Consider the following 17268-nt stretch of genomic DNA (forward strand, 5'->3'; position numbering starts at 1 on the left):
TGATTTTTGATTGGGAATCTATTCGTTACCAGGCACTGCTGGGAAATAGTATTTTTTTCTAGGTATGTAGTTGCGCTTCAGCGCTCTTTGTATATATATGAAAGAGCGCTAAAGCGCAACAACGTACCTTTATTTAATGTTTGATTAATTTTGGTATTGCTTCTAAAAGTTGAGATTCACTGTAAGGTTTCGTAAAATATTGATTGGCGCCTAATTCCATTGCCATTTGTCGGTGTTTTTCGCCGCTGCGGGATGTCAGCATGGCTACGGGAATCTTAGCAAACCGCTGGGTCGATCGCATAGAGCGCAATAATTCAAATCCATCCATCCGGGGCATTTCAATATCGACAATCGCCAAACTGCAATCAAGACCATTTTGCAGCTTTTCCAGGGCATCCAAGCCGTCTTTAGCCTGAACTACGCGGTAGCGGGCACGAGTCAGCATCAGAGACAACAACTGCCGAATTGTATAGGAATCGTCCACTACCAAAATCTGGGGCGACTGACTCGAAGTCGGCGCCACTTGTGGCACTTTACCAGACACAGGGGCGATCGAACTATTGGATAAAGGTTGACCCACCAAATCATCCACATCCAAAATAGTTACAACTTTACCGTCCCCCAAAATCGTACTCCCCAAAACCCCGCGAGGCTTGGATAGAGGAGGCGGCAAAGGTTTAACCACAATTTCCTGCTGGCCGATCAGGCGTTCCACGGCCACCGCCAGCATTCCTTCGGTAGAAGCCAAAACCAAGACGGGAATGTGATCTTGAGTCAAAGGGTCTGGAGAGGGGCCATCGGGCCCGACGACGCTGTATTCGAGCAAATCTTGCAGTCGCACCAAACGAATAAATTCATCCCGCCACCACAACATCGGCTGATTGCCGGCGGTGTGAACTTCCGAAGCTTTAATATGCAGAATTTCCTCGACTGCATCTAGCGGTACTGCTATTTTATTGCGATCGGTCTTTACCATCAAAGCCTCAGTAATCGACAGCAACAATGGCAGTTTGATGATAAAACTCGTACCTTTTCCCAGGCGAGAATCCACCTTCACAGTCCCCCGCACAGTCCGCAAATTTGTTCGCACCACGTCGAGTCCGACTCCTCGCCCGGAAAGATCGCTCACTTCCTCGGCAGTGCTGAAACCGGGCCAAAATAGAAAATCATAGAGTTCGGCAATCGAAAATTCTTGGGCTTGTTCTTCCGTCGCTAAACCCTTTTTAACTATTTTGCGGCGAATGATTTCCGGGTCAATACCTTTACCGTCATCGGCGACAGTAATAATAGTTTGGCCGCCTTGGTGGCGGGCTTCGATTTCAATTTGACCGCTGGCGGGTTTGCCAATTGCTTGCCGAACTTCGGGCATTTCGATGCCGTGGTCAAAAGCGTTTCTTACTAAATGTACCAAGGGATCGCGCAAAGCGTCGAGCAAACTTTCGTCAATTTTGGTATCCCTTCCTACTAACAGCAGGTTGACATCTTTATCGTAGGTGAGGCACATATCCCGAAGCGCCCTCGGTAAGTGGTCTACGGCGCGACTGAAACTCACGACTCGCAACTGCATGACGCGGCTGCGAAGTTGTTCGGTGATGCGGCGCAGTTGGTCGGTACTGCGCTCGAATTTCATTGCTAAGGTGTCTAATTTGGTGGCGGATTGAGAAATTGCTTCGGCGGTTTCGATGACTTCTGCGGCGGTTGAGTGGAACTCTGTATAACGATCCATCTCTAAGATATCGAAGTGAGAATGGTCGATCGAGGATTTGTCGTTAACAATCAGTGGAAATTCTGTTTCATATCCTGCAAGTTTTCCTAATCCCGAATTGCCGTTTCCTCCTCTCCAGTCTGCAAAACTCAGTCTGTCGTATTCTTCGCGCAACTGGCCGCCGAATTGATTTAAATCTACGATACTGCGGCGGATGCGTTTGACTTCGCCGCGCAATTCGGATTCTTGCAGTTCCAAATTTGTACGGTTGATGACTAATTCTCCGACCAGATTCACTAATTCTGTTAACCGTTCTAAGTCTACGCGGATTGTTGGTCGCTGCGGGTTGGGGAGGGGGGGAGAGGGAGAGAGGGGAGAGGGGGAGAGGGGGAGAGGGGGGGAGGTTTCGGATGTTTGTGATTCGTTTGGGGGTGGGGGGGAGATTTGGGGGAGTTCGTTAGCGCAGCCCTCGAAGAGGATCGCCCTTCCGTCTAATAGCTGCTGGCGTGCGGTTTGCAACGACTGGGCGATCGCCCAACCCTCGGACTGCAACCGCTGTAAAGTCAAATCTGGAGAGTCGATCAAATCTCTGAGGGGTTCAGCGACTTTCCCAAAATCCGGCAATTGCAGCATTCCAGCCAAGCCGGAGAGTTGGTAATAAACCTGGTTGAGGGCGGTGACGCTTTTTGGCAAATCTGCCTCCGAAGCTTGGGAAAGCTCAGTTTCTAGGCGATTGAAGATTGGCGGCAATTCGTGTTCAAAAATCAGTTTCAGGGTTTCCGGGGCTGCCGATCGACTGGCTGCGGGGACTGGCGGCGGCCCCGGCTTGCCGTACTTTGCCTCGAACTGGGCATGAATTTGGGCGATCGCCTCCAGGTTTGACCTTTGATCGGGAGTGCTGACATCCGAGTGGTGAATTGCTTCGGCCGCTATCTTTTTGAGAGCATCCACCCCTTGCAGCAAAACAGTTATAGTGACCGGTTCCAGGGCCGACAAGTCCGTGCGATCGCGCAAAATGACAAAACAGTCCTCCAGCGTGTGAGCCGCCGCCGACACGTCTTGAAAGCCCAACATCGAACCCGCACCTTTAATCGAGTGAGCGGCCCGAAACATTTCTTTAACACCCGCTTGTCGCCCTTTCAAATCTGCGCCTTCCATCGCCAGCAGGTGAGTTTCCATTGACTGGAGAAACTCTTGCGTTTCTGCGGTAAAAGCATCTATTAATTCGTTTAAATCATCATCATCCATATATAGCAGTTGACAGTTGACAGTTGACAGTTGACAGTTGAGAGCTTGCCGTGAGCGTAGTCGAATGGTTGACAGTTGACAGTTACAAGGTACGGGAATCAAACCGTTTATGCTATAGGGTTCTAAGCTCTATTCATCAGGTTATTTATGTGAGCGCCGGATGTGGCGGTTGCTATAAATATGAATATCGGTGCCCAGTACTTTTGAACTATTACCGATAACCTCGGTTTTTTATTAATCCTTTGAACTCAACAAAATTTCTTTCGTTATTTCCGATTGCAAGCCAAGTTGTTGCCGCACTGCTTGCAATGATTTTCCTCTTTTTGCCTTCGGACGATCGCTTGGAGCCGGCACATCGTCAGCAGAAATAACTGGCTTTTTTAGAGCAGCCAGGAGTTGGTTTAATTCTGCTTGAAGTTCTGCCAATGATTCTCCATAAGGTGCAGTTTCTTTTTCCGAGCAGGCTGCGATCGCACCCGTATCGTCATAATACACCGTGCGAATTGTGTACCCGCCATCCTCAAAAAATACTCGATAATCCCAGTTCATCATAGTTCTTCCTCTTCCCCTTGAAATATGTATTTATTCCCAGGCTTGCCAGCGATGCGCTCTATACTGACAATTTTAACTTGCTGCTCAACGTTGTACAAAACGCGATATAGCCCCACTCTCAATTCCCATTCTGCTGTATTGTTTGGACGCAGGGGTTTCCGGTTGCGCGTCTCCGTAGTGGGTTCATAACAAAGGTTAGCTTCAATACCGTCAACAATTACATTCTGTTCGTGTTTTTTAAACCACTGCAAATCCTCAATTGCTTGGTCTGTAAACTCGATTTCAAACACGATAGCTGCACCTTAAAATATTCCAAATACCGATCTATGCTAGCATTCATCATCGCACACTGTGACTTCTTAAGGGGAGCCTCTTAATATCATCTCCGAAAAGGATGACCCTAATAAGATTGGTTTGTAGTGAGGACTTTAGTCCGCATCCATAGAAGGACTAAAGTCCTCACTACAAACCTTTGACTAATAACTAACTGCGGAAATTAGCCACCGACTTTTGCAATTTGCTGACAGAACCGGATAAATCATCAAGCGATGCTTTGACATCGGAACCTTTTTGGGCAGTTGTATTTGCAATCTCATTGACTTGCTGCATACTGTTAGAAATCTCCTCAGCCGAAACAGTTTGTTTAGCCGAAGCGCGAGTAATATTCTGCACCAAAGCATTCATTTCTCGACTAACTTCGATGATGGCATTCAGGTGAGTTTTAGCTTCGCTTGCTAGCTTAGTACCTTCCACTACCTCCAGTGTTCCCGATTCCATTGCCTTCATCACGCGGCTGATTTCTTCTTGAATTGTACCCACAATTTCCGAGATTTCCTCAGTCGCGCCGGCCGATCGCTCTGCCAACTTCCGCACCTCTTCGGCGACAACCGCAAAACCTAAACCTTGTTCGCCGGCTCTGGCTGCTTCAATCGTAGCATTGAGAGCTAACAAATTGGTTTGGGAAGCCAGTTGAGAAATCGAAGTGACAATTTTGCCGATTTGTTGCGAAGATTCGCCCAAACGCTTCATCATTTTTGAGGTAGAGGCGATCGTCAACCGGAGCTCGTTAATGCCTTCGACAGCGCGATCGACCGCCATACCGCCGACTTCTGCGGTGTGAGAAGACTGCTGAGCAACGGTTTCGGCGCGCACCGAAACATCTCGCACGTCGCGGATCGAATTCACGATTCGCTCGATTTCCCGCATGATTGCAGATATTTTTTCTGCTTGAACTTCCGCCTGTTGAGTGAGTTCGCTGGTATTGTTAATTGACTCGCCAGTGGCAGATGTTACCTGTTCGGCTAAAGTTTGAATTCCCGTTACCACCTTCCGCAGAGAACCAATTAAAAAGTTAAAAGAGTCGGCGACAGCACCTAAAACGTCATTCGTTACTTCCGCCCTGACTGTCAAATCCCCTTGAGCTGCGCCTTTAATTTCTCCCAACAGTTTGAGGACTTGCTGCGTCATCGAATCGGCTTCAGCTTTGCGTTCGGCTGCAAATTTTTCCAGTCCTTCCTCTGCCTCTTTGCGCTCGGTAATGTCAAAGCGGATGGCGATATATTTGACTATGGTACCGCTAGTATCGAAGATGGGGGCGATCGTGGAATCTACCCAATAAAACGAGCCATCTTTGCGCCGATTTTTGATTTCCCCTTTCCACACCAAACCGCGAGAAATTGTCAGCCACATTTCGGAAAAAAATGCTTTGGGATGGTAGCCAGAATTGACAATGCGGTGGTCGCGGTGCAGCAGTTCTCCCATGCTGAAACCGGATATTTGGGTGAATCTTTCGTTAACGTAAGTAATTATGCCTTTGAGGTCAGTTTCGCTGACGATCGCAGCTTCATCGAGGGCATTTTGCCGCGTTTTGAGTTCTTGCAGCAAGCGTTCCTGTGCCTCGGCCAACTGCTGCATCTGCTGCTGCGATGCTTTTTCCTGGGTGACGTTGCGGCAAACGACTACACCACCTTTAATTGCTCCTGTTTCGTCTTTGAGCGGCCGGCCGTTAATTTTGACCCACAGGCCCTCAGGCTGGGCTGCGTGGCGGGTGAAAATATCTACATCGTCAACGGATTCTCCTCGAAGCGTGCGTACTAAAGGGATGTCGGCTGTGGGATAGGGAGTGACGGTATCGGGCAAAAATACACCGTATTTTGCCGCCCACTCGTTGGGGAGAGCATCTGTGGAACCCGAGCCAAACATATTTGTAGCGGCGGGGTTGAACAACACAAAATTGCCATTGGCATCGGCAGCAACCACGCCGTCGCTAATGCTGTTAATTAGCAGTTGCAAGAGATTGCTTTGCCCTCTAAATTCCTCTTCAGAACGGGCTAATTGGGCTGTTGTTTCTTGCAGTTGACTAATTGTTTGTTTGCTTTCGGTAATGTCGCGCGCGACTGCATACATGATCTTTTCTTCTATTAGCGGTCGCGATTTCCAGGACAGCCATTTGTAGGAACCGTCTTTGCAGCGGTAGCGATTTTCAAAAGATATTGTTTCGGCACCGCCGGCTACTTTTGCCGTTTCTGCCAAGGTTTTTTCCACGTCTTCGGCATGGACAAAATCGATAAAAGATTGGTTTTGGAGTTCTTCTACTGTGTAGCCGAGGGTTTTTGCCCAAGCGGGATTGAGACGCTTGAATTTGCCTTCAAAATCGGCAATGCAAAGCAAGTCTAGGGACAGGGTGAAAAATCGATCGCGCTCTGCTTCGGCTTTTTTGCGATCGGTAATTTCGATCGCCACACCGCCAACACCGATCGGTTTCCCGTCCTCTCCGGCCAAAGGAAAGTAAGAAGCCAGCCAATCTCGGATTACGCCCGGTTGATTGACGGTTGTACCTGCAACCTCAATATTTAAAAGCGGCTGGTTGTTTGCCAAAACCCCCTGCAAAATCGGCTGTAGAGTATCGACCATTTCCGGTATCACTTCTCTGACGGTTTTGCCTAGGTGTTCGGCAACTGAGACGCCGGTCGTTTCGGCCAAACTTTCGTTGACTTGCACGAACCGCAACTGCTCGTCAAAAATAAACATCGAGGCTGGGGACGCTGCGAAAAATGCGTCAAAGCGGGATTGACGCAAAACTAATTCTCGTTCTAGGGCTTTGCGATCGGTAACTTCCAGAACGAAAGCACCGATACCAAGGGGTTTGCCGTCCTCTCCCGGCAAAGGAAAGTAAGAAGACAGCCAATCCCGCACCACATCTGGGTGGGCAGTGGTAGCGTGGGAGACTTCGAGATTTAAAATCGGTTCGTTGGTACTCAAAACCTGCTGGTACAGCGGGCCGAGAACCGGTGCCATTTCCGGTTCGGCTTCCCATAGGGTTTTGCCGATGTATGCTGAAGCCGGCTGGCCCCCGAGTTCGGCTAATTTTTCGTTGAACTGCATGAACCGCAGTTGGTCGTCGGTGATGAACATTCCCGCTGGTGCTGCGGCGAAAAAGGCATCAAAGCGAGCTTGACGCAAAGAAAGCTCTCGTTCTAGGGCTTTGCGATCGCTCAGATCGCGGCCTTCTGGAATTAATAGCACGACTTTGTCGCTCTCGTCTTTGATGGGTTTGAGGGAGAAGTCAAGGGTTGCGAGGAAACCCCCGGTAAGTAGGACTTCCGCTTCGTAGCGAACTACCTCGCCGGCGGCGGCTTTGGCGACAGCTTCTCGTACCTGTTGCTTGACTTCTGGGGAAATCTGCCACCACGGGGTTTCCCAAAACGGCTTGCCTACTACCTCTTCAATCCCCACCTCAGCGGCAAGGAGGGCTGTTTGGTTGATTTCCAAAACAGTACCGTCTGGCTCTAGCAGCCCCATGAATTGTAACGATTGGTCGAAAATGGCTCGGAACAGTCTTTCGCGATCGCGCAGCATTTCTTCTGCCCGTTTGCGATCGCTGATGTCGCGGGTAACTGTTGCCAACCCCATCGGCTCTCCTGTTTCTGGGTGTTTGACTGTAAATACGCTGTAGTCAACGGGAATGCGATCGCCGGTGCGAAAGTGCTTCAACCGAAACTCGCCCCGCCAAGAGCCAGTCTCCATGACGCACGGCATAATTTCTGCTGTGAATTGCTGGAGGTCTTCGGGAAAAAAGAATTCCCCCGTATTCTTAGTTTTGAGTTCTTCTGGAGAGTTGAGTCCCACTAGCTTCGTGCCAGCGGGGTTCAGGTAAAATGGCTCTCCCTCCATTGTTGCCATCCCGATAAAATCCGAGCTACTTTCGACGATCGATCTCAATCTTTGATTTTCGATTTCGGATTGCTTGCGCCCTGTAATGTCGTTGTTGGTTTCTAAAATTGCTTTGGGTTTTCCCTGTTCGTCTCGCTGCAAATTCCAGCGGCTGAATACGGTAATTTTGGTGTCGTAATTGGTGGTGTGAATCAGTTCTCCTTCCCAATAATCCCGCTCTGCTAACTGTGCCGATATTATTTCTAAAGGCTGGGGGAAGATGGTGTGAAATAGAGTGTGGGTGAGTTTACCCAAAGCTTCTTGTTTCGTGAAGCCGTACATTCTCTGGGCGCCTTGGTTCCAATAATTAATCGTGCCGTCAATATCCCGAACAATCAAAGCGTCGCTGGCGAGGTCGAGCATTTGCAAGTTCTGCTCCAAGATTTGTTCCGTGCGCTTGCGTTCTGTGATGTTGCGGGCGATCGTTGACATAAATTCAACTTCTCCGCTCTGGGATTTGTGGGCAATAATTACTTGGGAAACGGGTATTTCTTCGCCGTCTAAAGTCTGCCAAATTGTCTCGCCGCTCCACACCCCGTCCCGGCAAGCTGCGGGGATACCAACTTCCATCAGAGTGTCCATACTTTTGGGCGATGTTACGTCAGAAATACTAATTCCGGCTAAATCTGAGTCCTTGCCAACTCTCAACATTTCTCTGGCTGCGCGGTTGAGATAGATGCTGCGCTGTTGGGAGTCTGCCATCCCTACCCAGTCGGTGGTGGTTTCTAAGATTGCTTTGAGCCGCAATAGTTCTTGTTCGGATTCGCGCCGTTGTGTGATGTCGCGCGAGAAGCCGAGAACGCCTAGAATCTTGCCTTCTGCGTCTTTGAGGGGCGATTTTTGGGTGTCGAAGATGTGTACTTTGCCGTCTGCTAAGGAGGCAATGTCGTTGGGGTTATGGACTTCCTGACCGTTGAGTACGGCTGTGTCATCAGCGCGCCAGCCTTTAACTTGTCTTTGAGGATCTGTTTGGGTATGGAAGTTGCCGAATATTTGCTCTGTGGGTACGTTGAGTTCTAGGTCATCTTTGCCTAGCATTTCTGCTTGGGTTTTGCCGAAGGCGGCGGCGAAACCTGCGTTGACTAGGCTGTAGCGGAAGTTTCGATCTTTGACGAAGATCAAGTCTGGGGTAGCGTCAATAACTGTTCGCAGCAAGTTTTGGGAGCTTTCAGCCTCGGCGAGTGTCTCCCGCAGTTGTTCTTCCATACGCACCCGGTTGGTGATTTCTCTAATGGCGCAAACGAGGACTTTGCTGCCGCCGGCATCTACAAAGGTAGATTTTTTGACCGACAGAAAACGGGTATTTCCGTCCGGTTCAGTAATGGTTTCTTGGGTTTCGCTGCTGGTGTTTGCCCAGAAAACTAATTGGTTTTTTTCTTCATATATGTCTGCTTGTTCTTTGGGCAAGAAGTCGCGGTAAGCTTTGCCAATTAGTTCCGATCTGCTGCGACCGATGTATTGACAAAAGGCATCATTTAATGCTAGCCAGCGGTGCTGTTCGTCTTTGACATAAATCGGGTCAGGGATGGTGTTGATGATGTTGTTTAAAAATTGTTCAGAGGCTTTTAATTGCTCTTGAACAGCGGTGCGATCGCGAACTTCCTGTTGCAATAGTGCGTTGGTTTGCTGAATCTGCTCGGTTCTGTCATTGACTCGCTGCTCTAGTTCTGCGGTTAGCTGCTGCAATTTGGCTTCTGTCTGTTTGCGCGCTGTTATGTCGCGGCCTTCCGCGAGAATTTGAAATACTTCTCCTGTTTCATTTAACAGGGGCTTAAATGATATGTCAATTACTGTCACCTGGTTGTTGGCTCCGGTGATTTCGTATTCTTCCCGTACAAACTTGCCTGCCGAGACTTGTTTAATGTTGGTTTTGAGGCGCTGCTGGTTGGTTGGGGATGATGCCCACCAAGGTGTGTGCCAAAATTTTAGCCCCAGCACTTCTGATGGTTCCAAATCGCCCAATTCTAATGCTGTCTGATTTGCTTCGATCAGAGTGCCGTCTGGGTTCAATAATGCGATTAGTTGAAAAGCTTGGTCGAAGATTGCCTGAAATCGCTGGGTTGTTTCGCTGAGGGCTTGTTCTGTTGCTTTTTTGGAGGTAAGAATTTGGGTGGAACCTACTAAGAATTGGTAGCGGTTGGACAGACTCAAAAAGGCGATCGCCGGAATGACAGTTATCCAATCCGATACAGTTTGTGCCACATGGGAGTGCGGCAATCCCAGGTATTCGGCTGCGTGGCCGCTGTGGCCGAAAGCGCAGCTCCAAAATATGGCTGCTGTGACTGTGGCGAAGATGTCGAACCCGAATTGACGGTTTCGCCACAAACCTAAGCTGATTAGCGAGGCGATCGCAAAGTAACAGAAACAAATAATACAATTGGCAATCCCAGCTACCAGCGAAATAGAAAAGTCAGGTAATGTCAGGGTGAATGTCGTGGCGATCGAACTATAGATAAAATTCATGATAAAATTAAGAATTGGTAAATTAAAGGCGATCGATTTTAGATTTTAGATTTTAGATTGACTCCATATTCTTCCTTTGTCAATTGTCAACTGCCTAAAAACCTCACTGTCAACTGTCAACTGTCAACTGTCAACTGCCAACTGCCAACTGTCAACTGTCAACTGCCAACTGTCAACTGTCAACTGTCAACTGTCAACTGTTTAATTACCAGCGTTCGGAATGGGCGATCGCCTCGACATCCACTATCATTAGCAAGCGTCCTTCGGAATTGTACAAACCTTTTAAGAAGGGAGCCAAGTCGGGACTGACATCTACTGCTGAGACAGTGCGATCGGGATTTAGAGACAAAACTCCTTCGACACGGGAGACAGCCAAGCCCATCCGCATTTTCGACAATCTCACATCTCGCGGATCGGGCGCTTCCACCACTAAGATGCGGCTGCTTGGGTGGTGGGTGTCAACCGGATCGAGCCCAGCAAACCGTCCGAAGTCTGCTGCTGCTAGGATTTCGCCCCGCAAGTTGGTTAATCCCAACAAAAATGGCAGGGTGTTAGGAACCGGGGAAATCGGTTGTTCGTTGAGGGAAAGAACTTCCCGCACTGCTTCTAACTCTACGCCAAAGAGACTGCCTCCTTGACCGAAAAGGAGAAATTGCTTTGTTCCAGTTGTCTGATTCCCCGCCGCCTGGGTAGCAGTTGTTTTCATTCCTGATTTTTTGTTTCTAGTGTATCTTACAAATGAGGAATTTGCTTTGCTAGGAAAGCCGATCGCTCCGAGAGTTTATCTGGATCGGTTTTACAGGATCAAATGGTTAAATAAATAGCGGGCTGGGCAACTGGAATGATTTCTCTAATATATCTACCACTTTTAAGGAATTTAGAAACCATGTTTGTTGAAAAAAAAACTGGGTTTCTCGCTATGATATTTGGTGAATGCTACTGAACACTTGATATAGCACAAAAGAGTGTGAGTGAGGTCAAGCGCGATTACCAATTACCTATTGCCAATTACCTCACTATTAGGAGAACGGCTATATTAGACCTCTTGCAAAAAAAATATATGTTATCCTTAAAAGTTTGCTCAAGTTTAGGTCAAACTTTGAATTATGGGGTTGATTGGCATCTCCTTAAACTTGTTCAGCCTGCTAGATTATAAAATTGTCTAAACTTTCTATAATAGCACAAAATTATTTTGCAAGAGGTCTATTTTGTTTAAGCCCAAAGCAGTCGCTGCACGATGTTGACGAGTTGCTGAGGCTCAAATGGTTTGCTGACGTAAGCATCGGCGCCTAAATCGGTTCCCCAAGCTTTATCGATATCGGTGTTTTTATGAGTACAAAATACTACTGGCAAGTGTGCAGTGGCGCGATCGCCCCGCAATTCTCTGATCACTTCAAATCCGTTCATTCGTGGCATCACTACGTCTAACACCACGAGATCCGGCGGCACTTCTCGGATCAGCGCGATCGCTTCTTCGCCGTCACCCGCCCGGATCACCTGCATTCCGGCATCTTGAAGAATGCGACAGATGATTTCCAGTTCGCTGGGAACATCGTCCACTACTAAAATTTTTGACATAATTTCACACTTCCTTACTATTGTTCACGGCGGATAATCTCGCTCCAGAAGCTGCTGGGGTGATGGCTTTCGCCCCGCTTCACTACGGTTATTTGATTGCGCCATTTTGCAAACAAATCAATGCACTTCTAAATACAATATAGCCGGTCACATAGCCTCAGCGAAGAAGGAAGAAGGAAGAAGGAAGAAGGAAGAAGGAAGAAGGAAGAAGGAAGAGGGAAGAAGGAAGAGGGAAGAAGGAAGAGGGAAGAAGGAAGAGGGAAGAGGGAAGAAGGAACAAGAAAGAGGGAAGAATAAGCCAGAATAAGCCAGAATAAGCCAGAAAGAAGAAGTCCGATGAAGTCGGAAGAGAAAAAAAGCTATCCCTGCCTCCGTGACTTCCGTGTCGCGAATCAAGGGAATTGGGAATTCCCAATTCCCACTTAAGAATGAGAATTAAATAACTTACACAAGTTTGTGGGGTGGGCGGGAGAGCCCGTCCAAAAAGGGCGGGATCTCCCGCCCACCCCACAATAACAATTAAAATTGTAAGTTATTTAATTTGCGATCCTTAGCCGCATTTAAGCTTCGATAATTACTCGCAAATTGCCGCGTTTTTTCATCACCCGACAAGCGGTTGAGGAACCAGATCTCTCAAATTCCAAATCTAGCAAAGTTGAGCCTATCCTTAAGTTGTTTAGCGACAACTTATTAATCGATTCTGGTAAGGCTGGATCGATAATTCGCAGTTGGTTGTTAGGGGCATCGGGAACTAAATTTAACATCATTTGCAACAGTTGAAAAATGCTGCCAGTTGCCCAAGCTTGGGGCGAGCAAGCTACAGGATACTGCACGGGGCGATCGCTCTGGCTGTTGCGCTCGTAGCCGCAAAAAAGTTCGGGGGGACGCTCGTAGGGTTGCAGCAAAGTCATGTCAAATAAGCCTTGAGCTACTTCTAGGGCTTGTTCGACTCGGCCGAGCGATCGCAATCCCATAGCTGTCAAAGCGTTGTCGTGCGGCCAGACTGAGCCTGTGTGGTAGCCTATGGGATTGTAGGCGGGAGATAAGGAGGATAGGGTGCGAATTCCCCAACCGCTAAACATATCTAGGGCTTGCAATCTTTCAGCTACGCTGCGAGCTTTTTCTCGCGACAAAATGCCGAGGTGCAAACAGTGTCCCGGATTTGATGAAATGCTGTCTACAGGTTTGCCTTGGCCGTCTAATGCTAGGGCGCAATAATCTAAATCTTCGATCCAAAAATCGCGGTTGAATCGGGTTTTTAGGTCTTTTGCTTCTTCTAGCCAGCGATCGCATAAATCGATGCGTTTCTTGATGCGGGCAATCTCTGCCAGCCTGGTTTTGGCAGCGTAAACGTAGGCTTGGACTTCGCAAAGGGCGATCGCTCCTTCTGCAATGACGCCCGATCGGTTGACGATGCAATCTCCCGAGTCTTTCCAGCCTTGATTTGCTAAGCCGCGCTGGGATTTTTTGTAATAGCTGAGGTAGCCTGTGGCGGCACATTTGCGATCGATCCATTCCATCGCTGCCAAAGCATTTGGCCACAAAAGATCTAAAGTTTGGCTGTCGTACGTCCAGGCGTAATATTCAGCGTAAAGCATCAACCACAAAGGCGTAGCATCGACTGTTCCGTAATAGGGAGTGTGGGGAATTTCGTTGCAGCGAGCCATTTCTCCCATGCGAATTTCATGCAGTATTTTGCCCGGTTCTTCGTCGCGCCAATCGTCGTCGGTTTTGCCTTGATAGTGAGCTAAGGTTGTCAGAGTTTGTCTGGCTAAACTTGGATCGAGAATTAAGATTTGAGCAGCGGCGATGATGGAGTCGCGCCCGAATAATGTCGAGAACCAGGGAACTCCGGCTGAAATTGCTTTGCCTTTGCCAAAGGTTTGTCGTAGGGAATAAATGTCTTGTTCGGCGCGTTTTAGGAGTCGATTAAAGGTGTTTTTATCTGACTTAATTCTGGTAATTTCGGTCAGCCATTCTCGCTCTTCTAAAAGTTCCGCTGCTTTGGCTTGAACTAGGTTTACGGGAGTGGTAACTTGGGAGATCGATTTGCCGTCGATCAGCATTTTGAGCCGATATCCCAATTTGATTGCTTCGTGGGATTTTAGGGAGATGCGCCATACTGCTGTATTCCCCTGAAACAGTGATGGTGGCTGGTTGTAAAACTCGATCCGAGATTCCATTACTAAGCCGTCTAAACCTTGGTAGGCAAGGGTTAAATCTTGTTGAAGATCGCAGAAAGGATATGGGGCGATCGCTCGATCGCCGATCGAGTTTTTTGCTGATTCTTGAATTGGCACATTTGGGTTTTCTACTGCCGGATTTTCACCGTGGCTATTGCCGTTTGCAGCGTCAGGAAAAGCTGCTTTGTCTGCAAATTCGCTGGGGGATGCTCCGTCGGTTTTTTGGGGCATCAGGCGCAGGAGTTTCCCGCGCTGGGAGCGGCCGTAACCCCGGACTTCAAATAAGTCTAAGAAATCTGAGTTGAAGCTGAGACTTATTTCAAAGCTGACTGGTTTTGTGGTGAAGTTGGTGATTTCTATTTCTTCAAACAAACCGCCGTTGAGGACCATTTCTCGCCTGATGCCGATGGTTTCTGCCGGGATGCGATCGTCAATGCGGGGGTTTGAGCACAAAACTGTTTGCAGGTAGCCTTTTTCGGCGTTGCTGCTGAGCAAAATGGGCGATCGCCCTTCTATTTGCAATTCTAGGCGGCTGAGGAAGCGCGTGTCGTGGCAAAACAACCCAAAGCTAGACACGTTGTCGTCTTCTAAGCAGCCTGAGATGTTGCCGAGGGTGTCAGTAATCAGGAATAAATCATCGTCTTTGAGGGTGAGTGTTGGTTGAGGTCGATCGGCGATCGCGCAAGGCCACTCGGTTACGGGTAACTCCGCAGCAGCGACAAATGTTTTTCCTTCTATTTCATAGGTATCGGTCATTTTTACAAAAAGTGGATTCCCAGCTTTCAAAAGTTTAATTTTCTTGAGCTTTTGACTCTTGACTTTTTGGCATTAAATTTTGACACGAAGCACCCTGATGTAATGCTTCACTATTAGCATCATACCATTTTTTTCAACTGATGCCAGCAAATAGTTGACTTCCTAAAATGAATTTAATTTTTATTAAATCCAGACTAAAAAGTGAAGTGCTCGGTAAAAAATCAGCATGATATCGACCAACTAATACAGCAGTTTTTAATAGACTTATTGCAAAAATAGCTAGGACGGGCTAGAAGCCCATCCCACATTTTTTTCTTGTGGGATGGGCTTCTAGCCCGTCCCCAAAATAGCTAGGACGGGCTAGAAGCCCATCCCACATTTTTTTCTTGTGGGATGGGCTTCTAGCCCGTCCCAAAAAATTAATTAAAAAAACTTTTGTAATATTATCTAATCTTCTGAAATACATTAGGGACATGGCAATGCCGTGTCCTTCTTCCTCTTGCTGCTGAGAATCTTCTACTGAAAGTTCGAGCCTGTTTTACGACAACTAAAATGACAATTAATTAAACTCAGGTAAAAACCGGGTGTTTCCATAAAACAACCCGGTTGATTGAATGTGGTAAGTAAATTTTGGATAACTAAACCCGCCTTGCGTTTAATTTGTCCTCGCCCAGCTATCTGCCGTGCAGTTCTAATTCTGTCAAATGATGCGCGTGACCGTTTTGAGAAAATCGCTCTTTTAAAATTTGTCGGTAAACTGCTTCATAGCCATCGACCATTGTTTTAACGCTGAAGCGATCGATCGCGTGTTGGCGACAAGCGCTGCGATCGAGTTCTCGGGCCGGTTCGATGGCGGCGATACATTCTGCCACGCTTTCGCACAGAAAACCCGTTTTTTCGTGAACAATAACTTCGGAAGTCGAGCCTAATTTCATGGCAATTACGGGCGTTCCCGTTACCATGGACTCAATCATGACTAACCCGAAAGGTTCGCGCCAAGTAATCGGAAATAATGTGGCGACTGCACCGCCCATCAGCACGCTTTTTTGGGCGTGGTTGGCTTCGCCTAAATATTCTATTTGCTTGCCGTCAATGTGCGGCTTGATTTCTTGCTCGAAATATTCGCGATCGACAATATCGACTTTGCCGGCAATCTTTAAATGCCAGCCGGAAGCCTTAGCAATTTCTATGGCTAAATGAGCACCTTTTTCGGGCGAAATACGACCGAGAAAAGCTAAATAAGGAGGATTGTCCGGCTGCGGGTGAAATTCGTAAGTCGCCGGATCGATGCCGTTATAAACTGTGGCGACGTAGTTGAGATTTAGTCTTTCTTCCCGCTGAGAGTTAGAAATACTTAGATAGGGCTGAGTGCGGGCCAAGCTAAACATCTTCTCGTTGTCTGGGGTAAAAATGCCGTGGAGGGTGTGAACTGTGGGCGTTTTTACTAAGTGCGAGTAAGACAAAGCTGTGCAGCCTACGTGGGAATGAATGATATCAAATTCTCCGGCTTTTCCATATACTTTGCTCAGTTGCATCATATCGTAAATGCCGTATTCTTTAACGGTGGGATCGAGACGCAGCGCTCTGGGGTGAACTGATTCTAAAGTAGCAGAAGTAATTGAATCGCCGGAGGCAAATAAGGTGACTTCATGTCCCCTTCTGACTAATTCTTCGGTCAAGAGGCTGACCACCAGTTCAATTCCTCCGTAAGCTGGGGGCGGAACTCGCTCGAACAGGGGGGCAATTTGGGCAATTCTCATCACAAACCTTCTAATTTTATTTACTGTAAAATTTCCTACGCGATTGAGGATTGTTACACTAGGTAGTGTTAGCAACTTCTCTTAACTTTTAAGTTACTGTCGCGCACAACTAAATTTAATAACAATTTACAAATTTAGTCTATGCTACTTGAGAGGGAGATTGTGATTTCAGTTGACAGTTGACAGTTGACAATTGACAGTTGAGTGCGACCTCTACCTGGAAGTCCGAGGATGGGAGTAATGAATAGTCTGATTTTAATTTCTCAAGGGCGATCGGGCTTTGGGCTTTAAACCAATTCTTTCGGGTAGGGCGATCGCACTTGTGTGCTTCTTTTTTGAGTTCACAGGACTACTGCCGCACGGACAAGCTAGCTTGACTTCTGCCGAAAGAGAGCATAACGCCCAACCCCAGCTAGTTTTCCCAGTCGTACCTTCCCTGAATATCGAAAATTGTGTAAAATATTACAATCACAGAAATGACGCGCGGGCGAGCCAATCAACGGGGTTTTCAATTGCGATCGATCGCACACTTGCGAGAGATTTATGTACAAAAGTCGGTTGAAAGTTGACAGTTGACAGTTGACAGTTGAAAGTTGACAGTTGACAGTTGACAGTTGACAGTTGACAGTGACTTCTACATGGAAGGAATATAGTGCAATACCGTTTACTTAAGACAGATCCCCCCTAACCCCCCTTGAAAAAGGGGAGTAGGGGGTGGGACAAGAATGCTCTCAAAGTCCCCCTTCTTAAGGGGGATTTAGGGGGATCTCCGGCGCATAAATAGTGTTAAGTCAACCGTATTGGAATATAG

The 17268-nt window shown here is 47.7% G+C and carries 10 protein-coding genes; 2 read left to right on the forward strand and 8 right to left on the reverse strand.

Going from position 1 to position 17268, the window contains the following annotated elements; genetic code table 11:
- Positions 1-133: 133 nt before the first annotated feature.
- From JGK07_RS04935 to JGK07_RS04960, 6 genes are all read right to left on the reverse strand, one after another.
- On the reverse strand, positions 134-2953 hold the full coding sequence (locus tag JGK07_RS04935) for a hybrid sensor histidine kinase/response regulator (RefSeq protein WP_293191482.1): 2820 nt from the start codon (positions 2951-2953) through the stop codon (positions 134-136).
- A 234-nt stretch (positions 2954-3187) separates the two neighbouring features.
- On the reverse strand, positions 3188-3505 hold the full coding sequence (locus JGK07_RS04940; protein WP_293175161.1) for a hypothetical protein: 318 nt from the start codon (positions 3503-3505) through the stop codon (positions 3188-3190).
- Positions 3502-3795: a type II toxin-antitoxin system RelE/ParE family toxin gene (locus JGK07_RS04945; protein WP_293175159.1), complete on the reverse strand. Its 294-nt coding sequence runs from the start codon at positions 3793-3795 to the stop codon at positions 3502-3504. Before JGK07_RS04945 ends, JGK07_RS04940 begins: the two co-directional genes overlap by 4 nt.
- Before the next feature lie 193 nt (positions 3796-3988).
- Entirely contained in the window at positions 3989-10180 is a 6192-nt protein-coding gene (locus JGK07_RS04950) for a PAS domain S-box protein (RefSeq protein ID WP_293224000.1), read from the reverse strand.
- A 205-nt stretch (positions 10181-10385) separates the two neighbouring features.
- A complete protein-coding gene (locus tag JGK07_RS04955; protein ID WP_293142860.1) occupies positions 10386-10886 on the reverse strand; it encodes a chemotaxis protein CheW in 501 nt (166 codons plus the stop codon).
- 506 nt (positions 10887-11392) lie between these two features.
- The gene (locus JGK07_RS04960; protein ID WP_293175153.1) at positions 11393-11758 is read right to left on the reverse strand and encodes a response regulator; all 366 of its coding nucleotides are present in this window, start codon (positions 11756-11758) and stop codon (positions 11393-11395) included.
- Between the two features lie 106 nt (positions 11759-11864).
- Here JGK07_RS04960 and JGK07_RS04965 point away from each other — a divergent pair, with 106 nt between their 5' ends.
- A complete protein-coding gene (locus tag JGK07_RS04965) occupies positions 11865-12065 on the forward strand; it encodes a hypothetical protein (protein WP_293175151.1) in 201 nt (66 codons plus the stop codon).
- Between the two features lie 253 nt (positions 12066-12318).
- Here JGK07_RS04965 and JGK07_RS04970 read toward each other — a convergent pair whose 3' ends face one another.
- The gene (locus JGK07_RS04970; RefSeq protein WP_293175149.1) at positions 12319-14697 is read right to left on the reverse strand and encodes an amylo-alpha-1,6-glucosidase; all 2379 of its coding nucleotides are present in this window, start codon (positions 14695-14697) and stop codon (positions 12319-12321) included.
- A 674-nt stretch (positions 14698-15371) separates the two neighbouring features.
- Positions 15372-16457 carry a glycosyltransferase family 4 protein gene (locus tag JGK07_RS04975; protein ID WP_293175147.1) on the reverse strand — a complete coding sequence of 362 codons (1086 nt, stop codon included), beginning with the start codon at positions 16455-16457 and terminating at the stop codon, positions 15372-15374.
- A 280-nt stretch (positions 16458-16737) separates the two neighbouring features.
- Between JGK07_RS04975 and JGK07_RS04980 the strand changes: the two genes are divergently transcribed.
- A complete protein-coding gene (locus JGK07_RS04980) occupies positions 16738-17019 on the forward strand; it encodes a hypothetical protein (RefSeq protein ID WP_293175145.1) in 282 nt (93 codons plus the stop codon).
- The last annotated feature ends 249 nt before the right edge of the window (positions 17020-17268 follow it).

Source organism: Microcoleus sp. PH2017_24_DOB_U_A (assembly GCF_020738205.1).
Lineage (GTDB): Bacteria > Cyanobacteriota > Cyanobacteriia > Cyanobacteriales > Microcoleaceae > Microcoleus.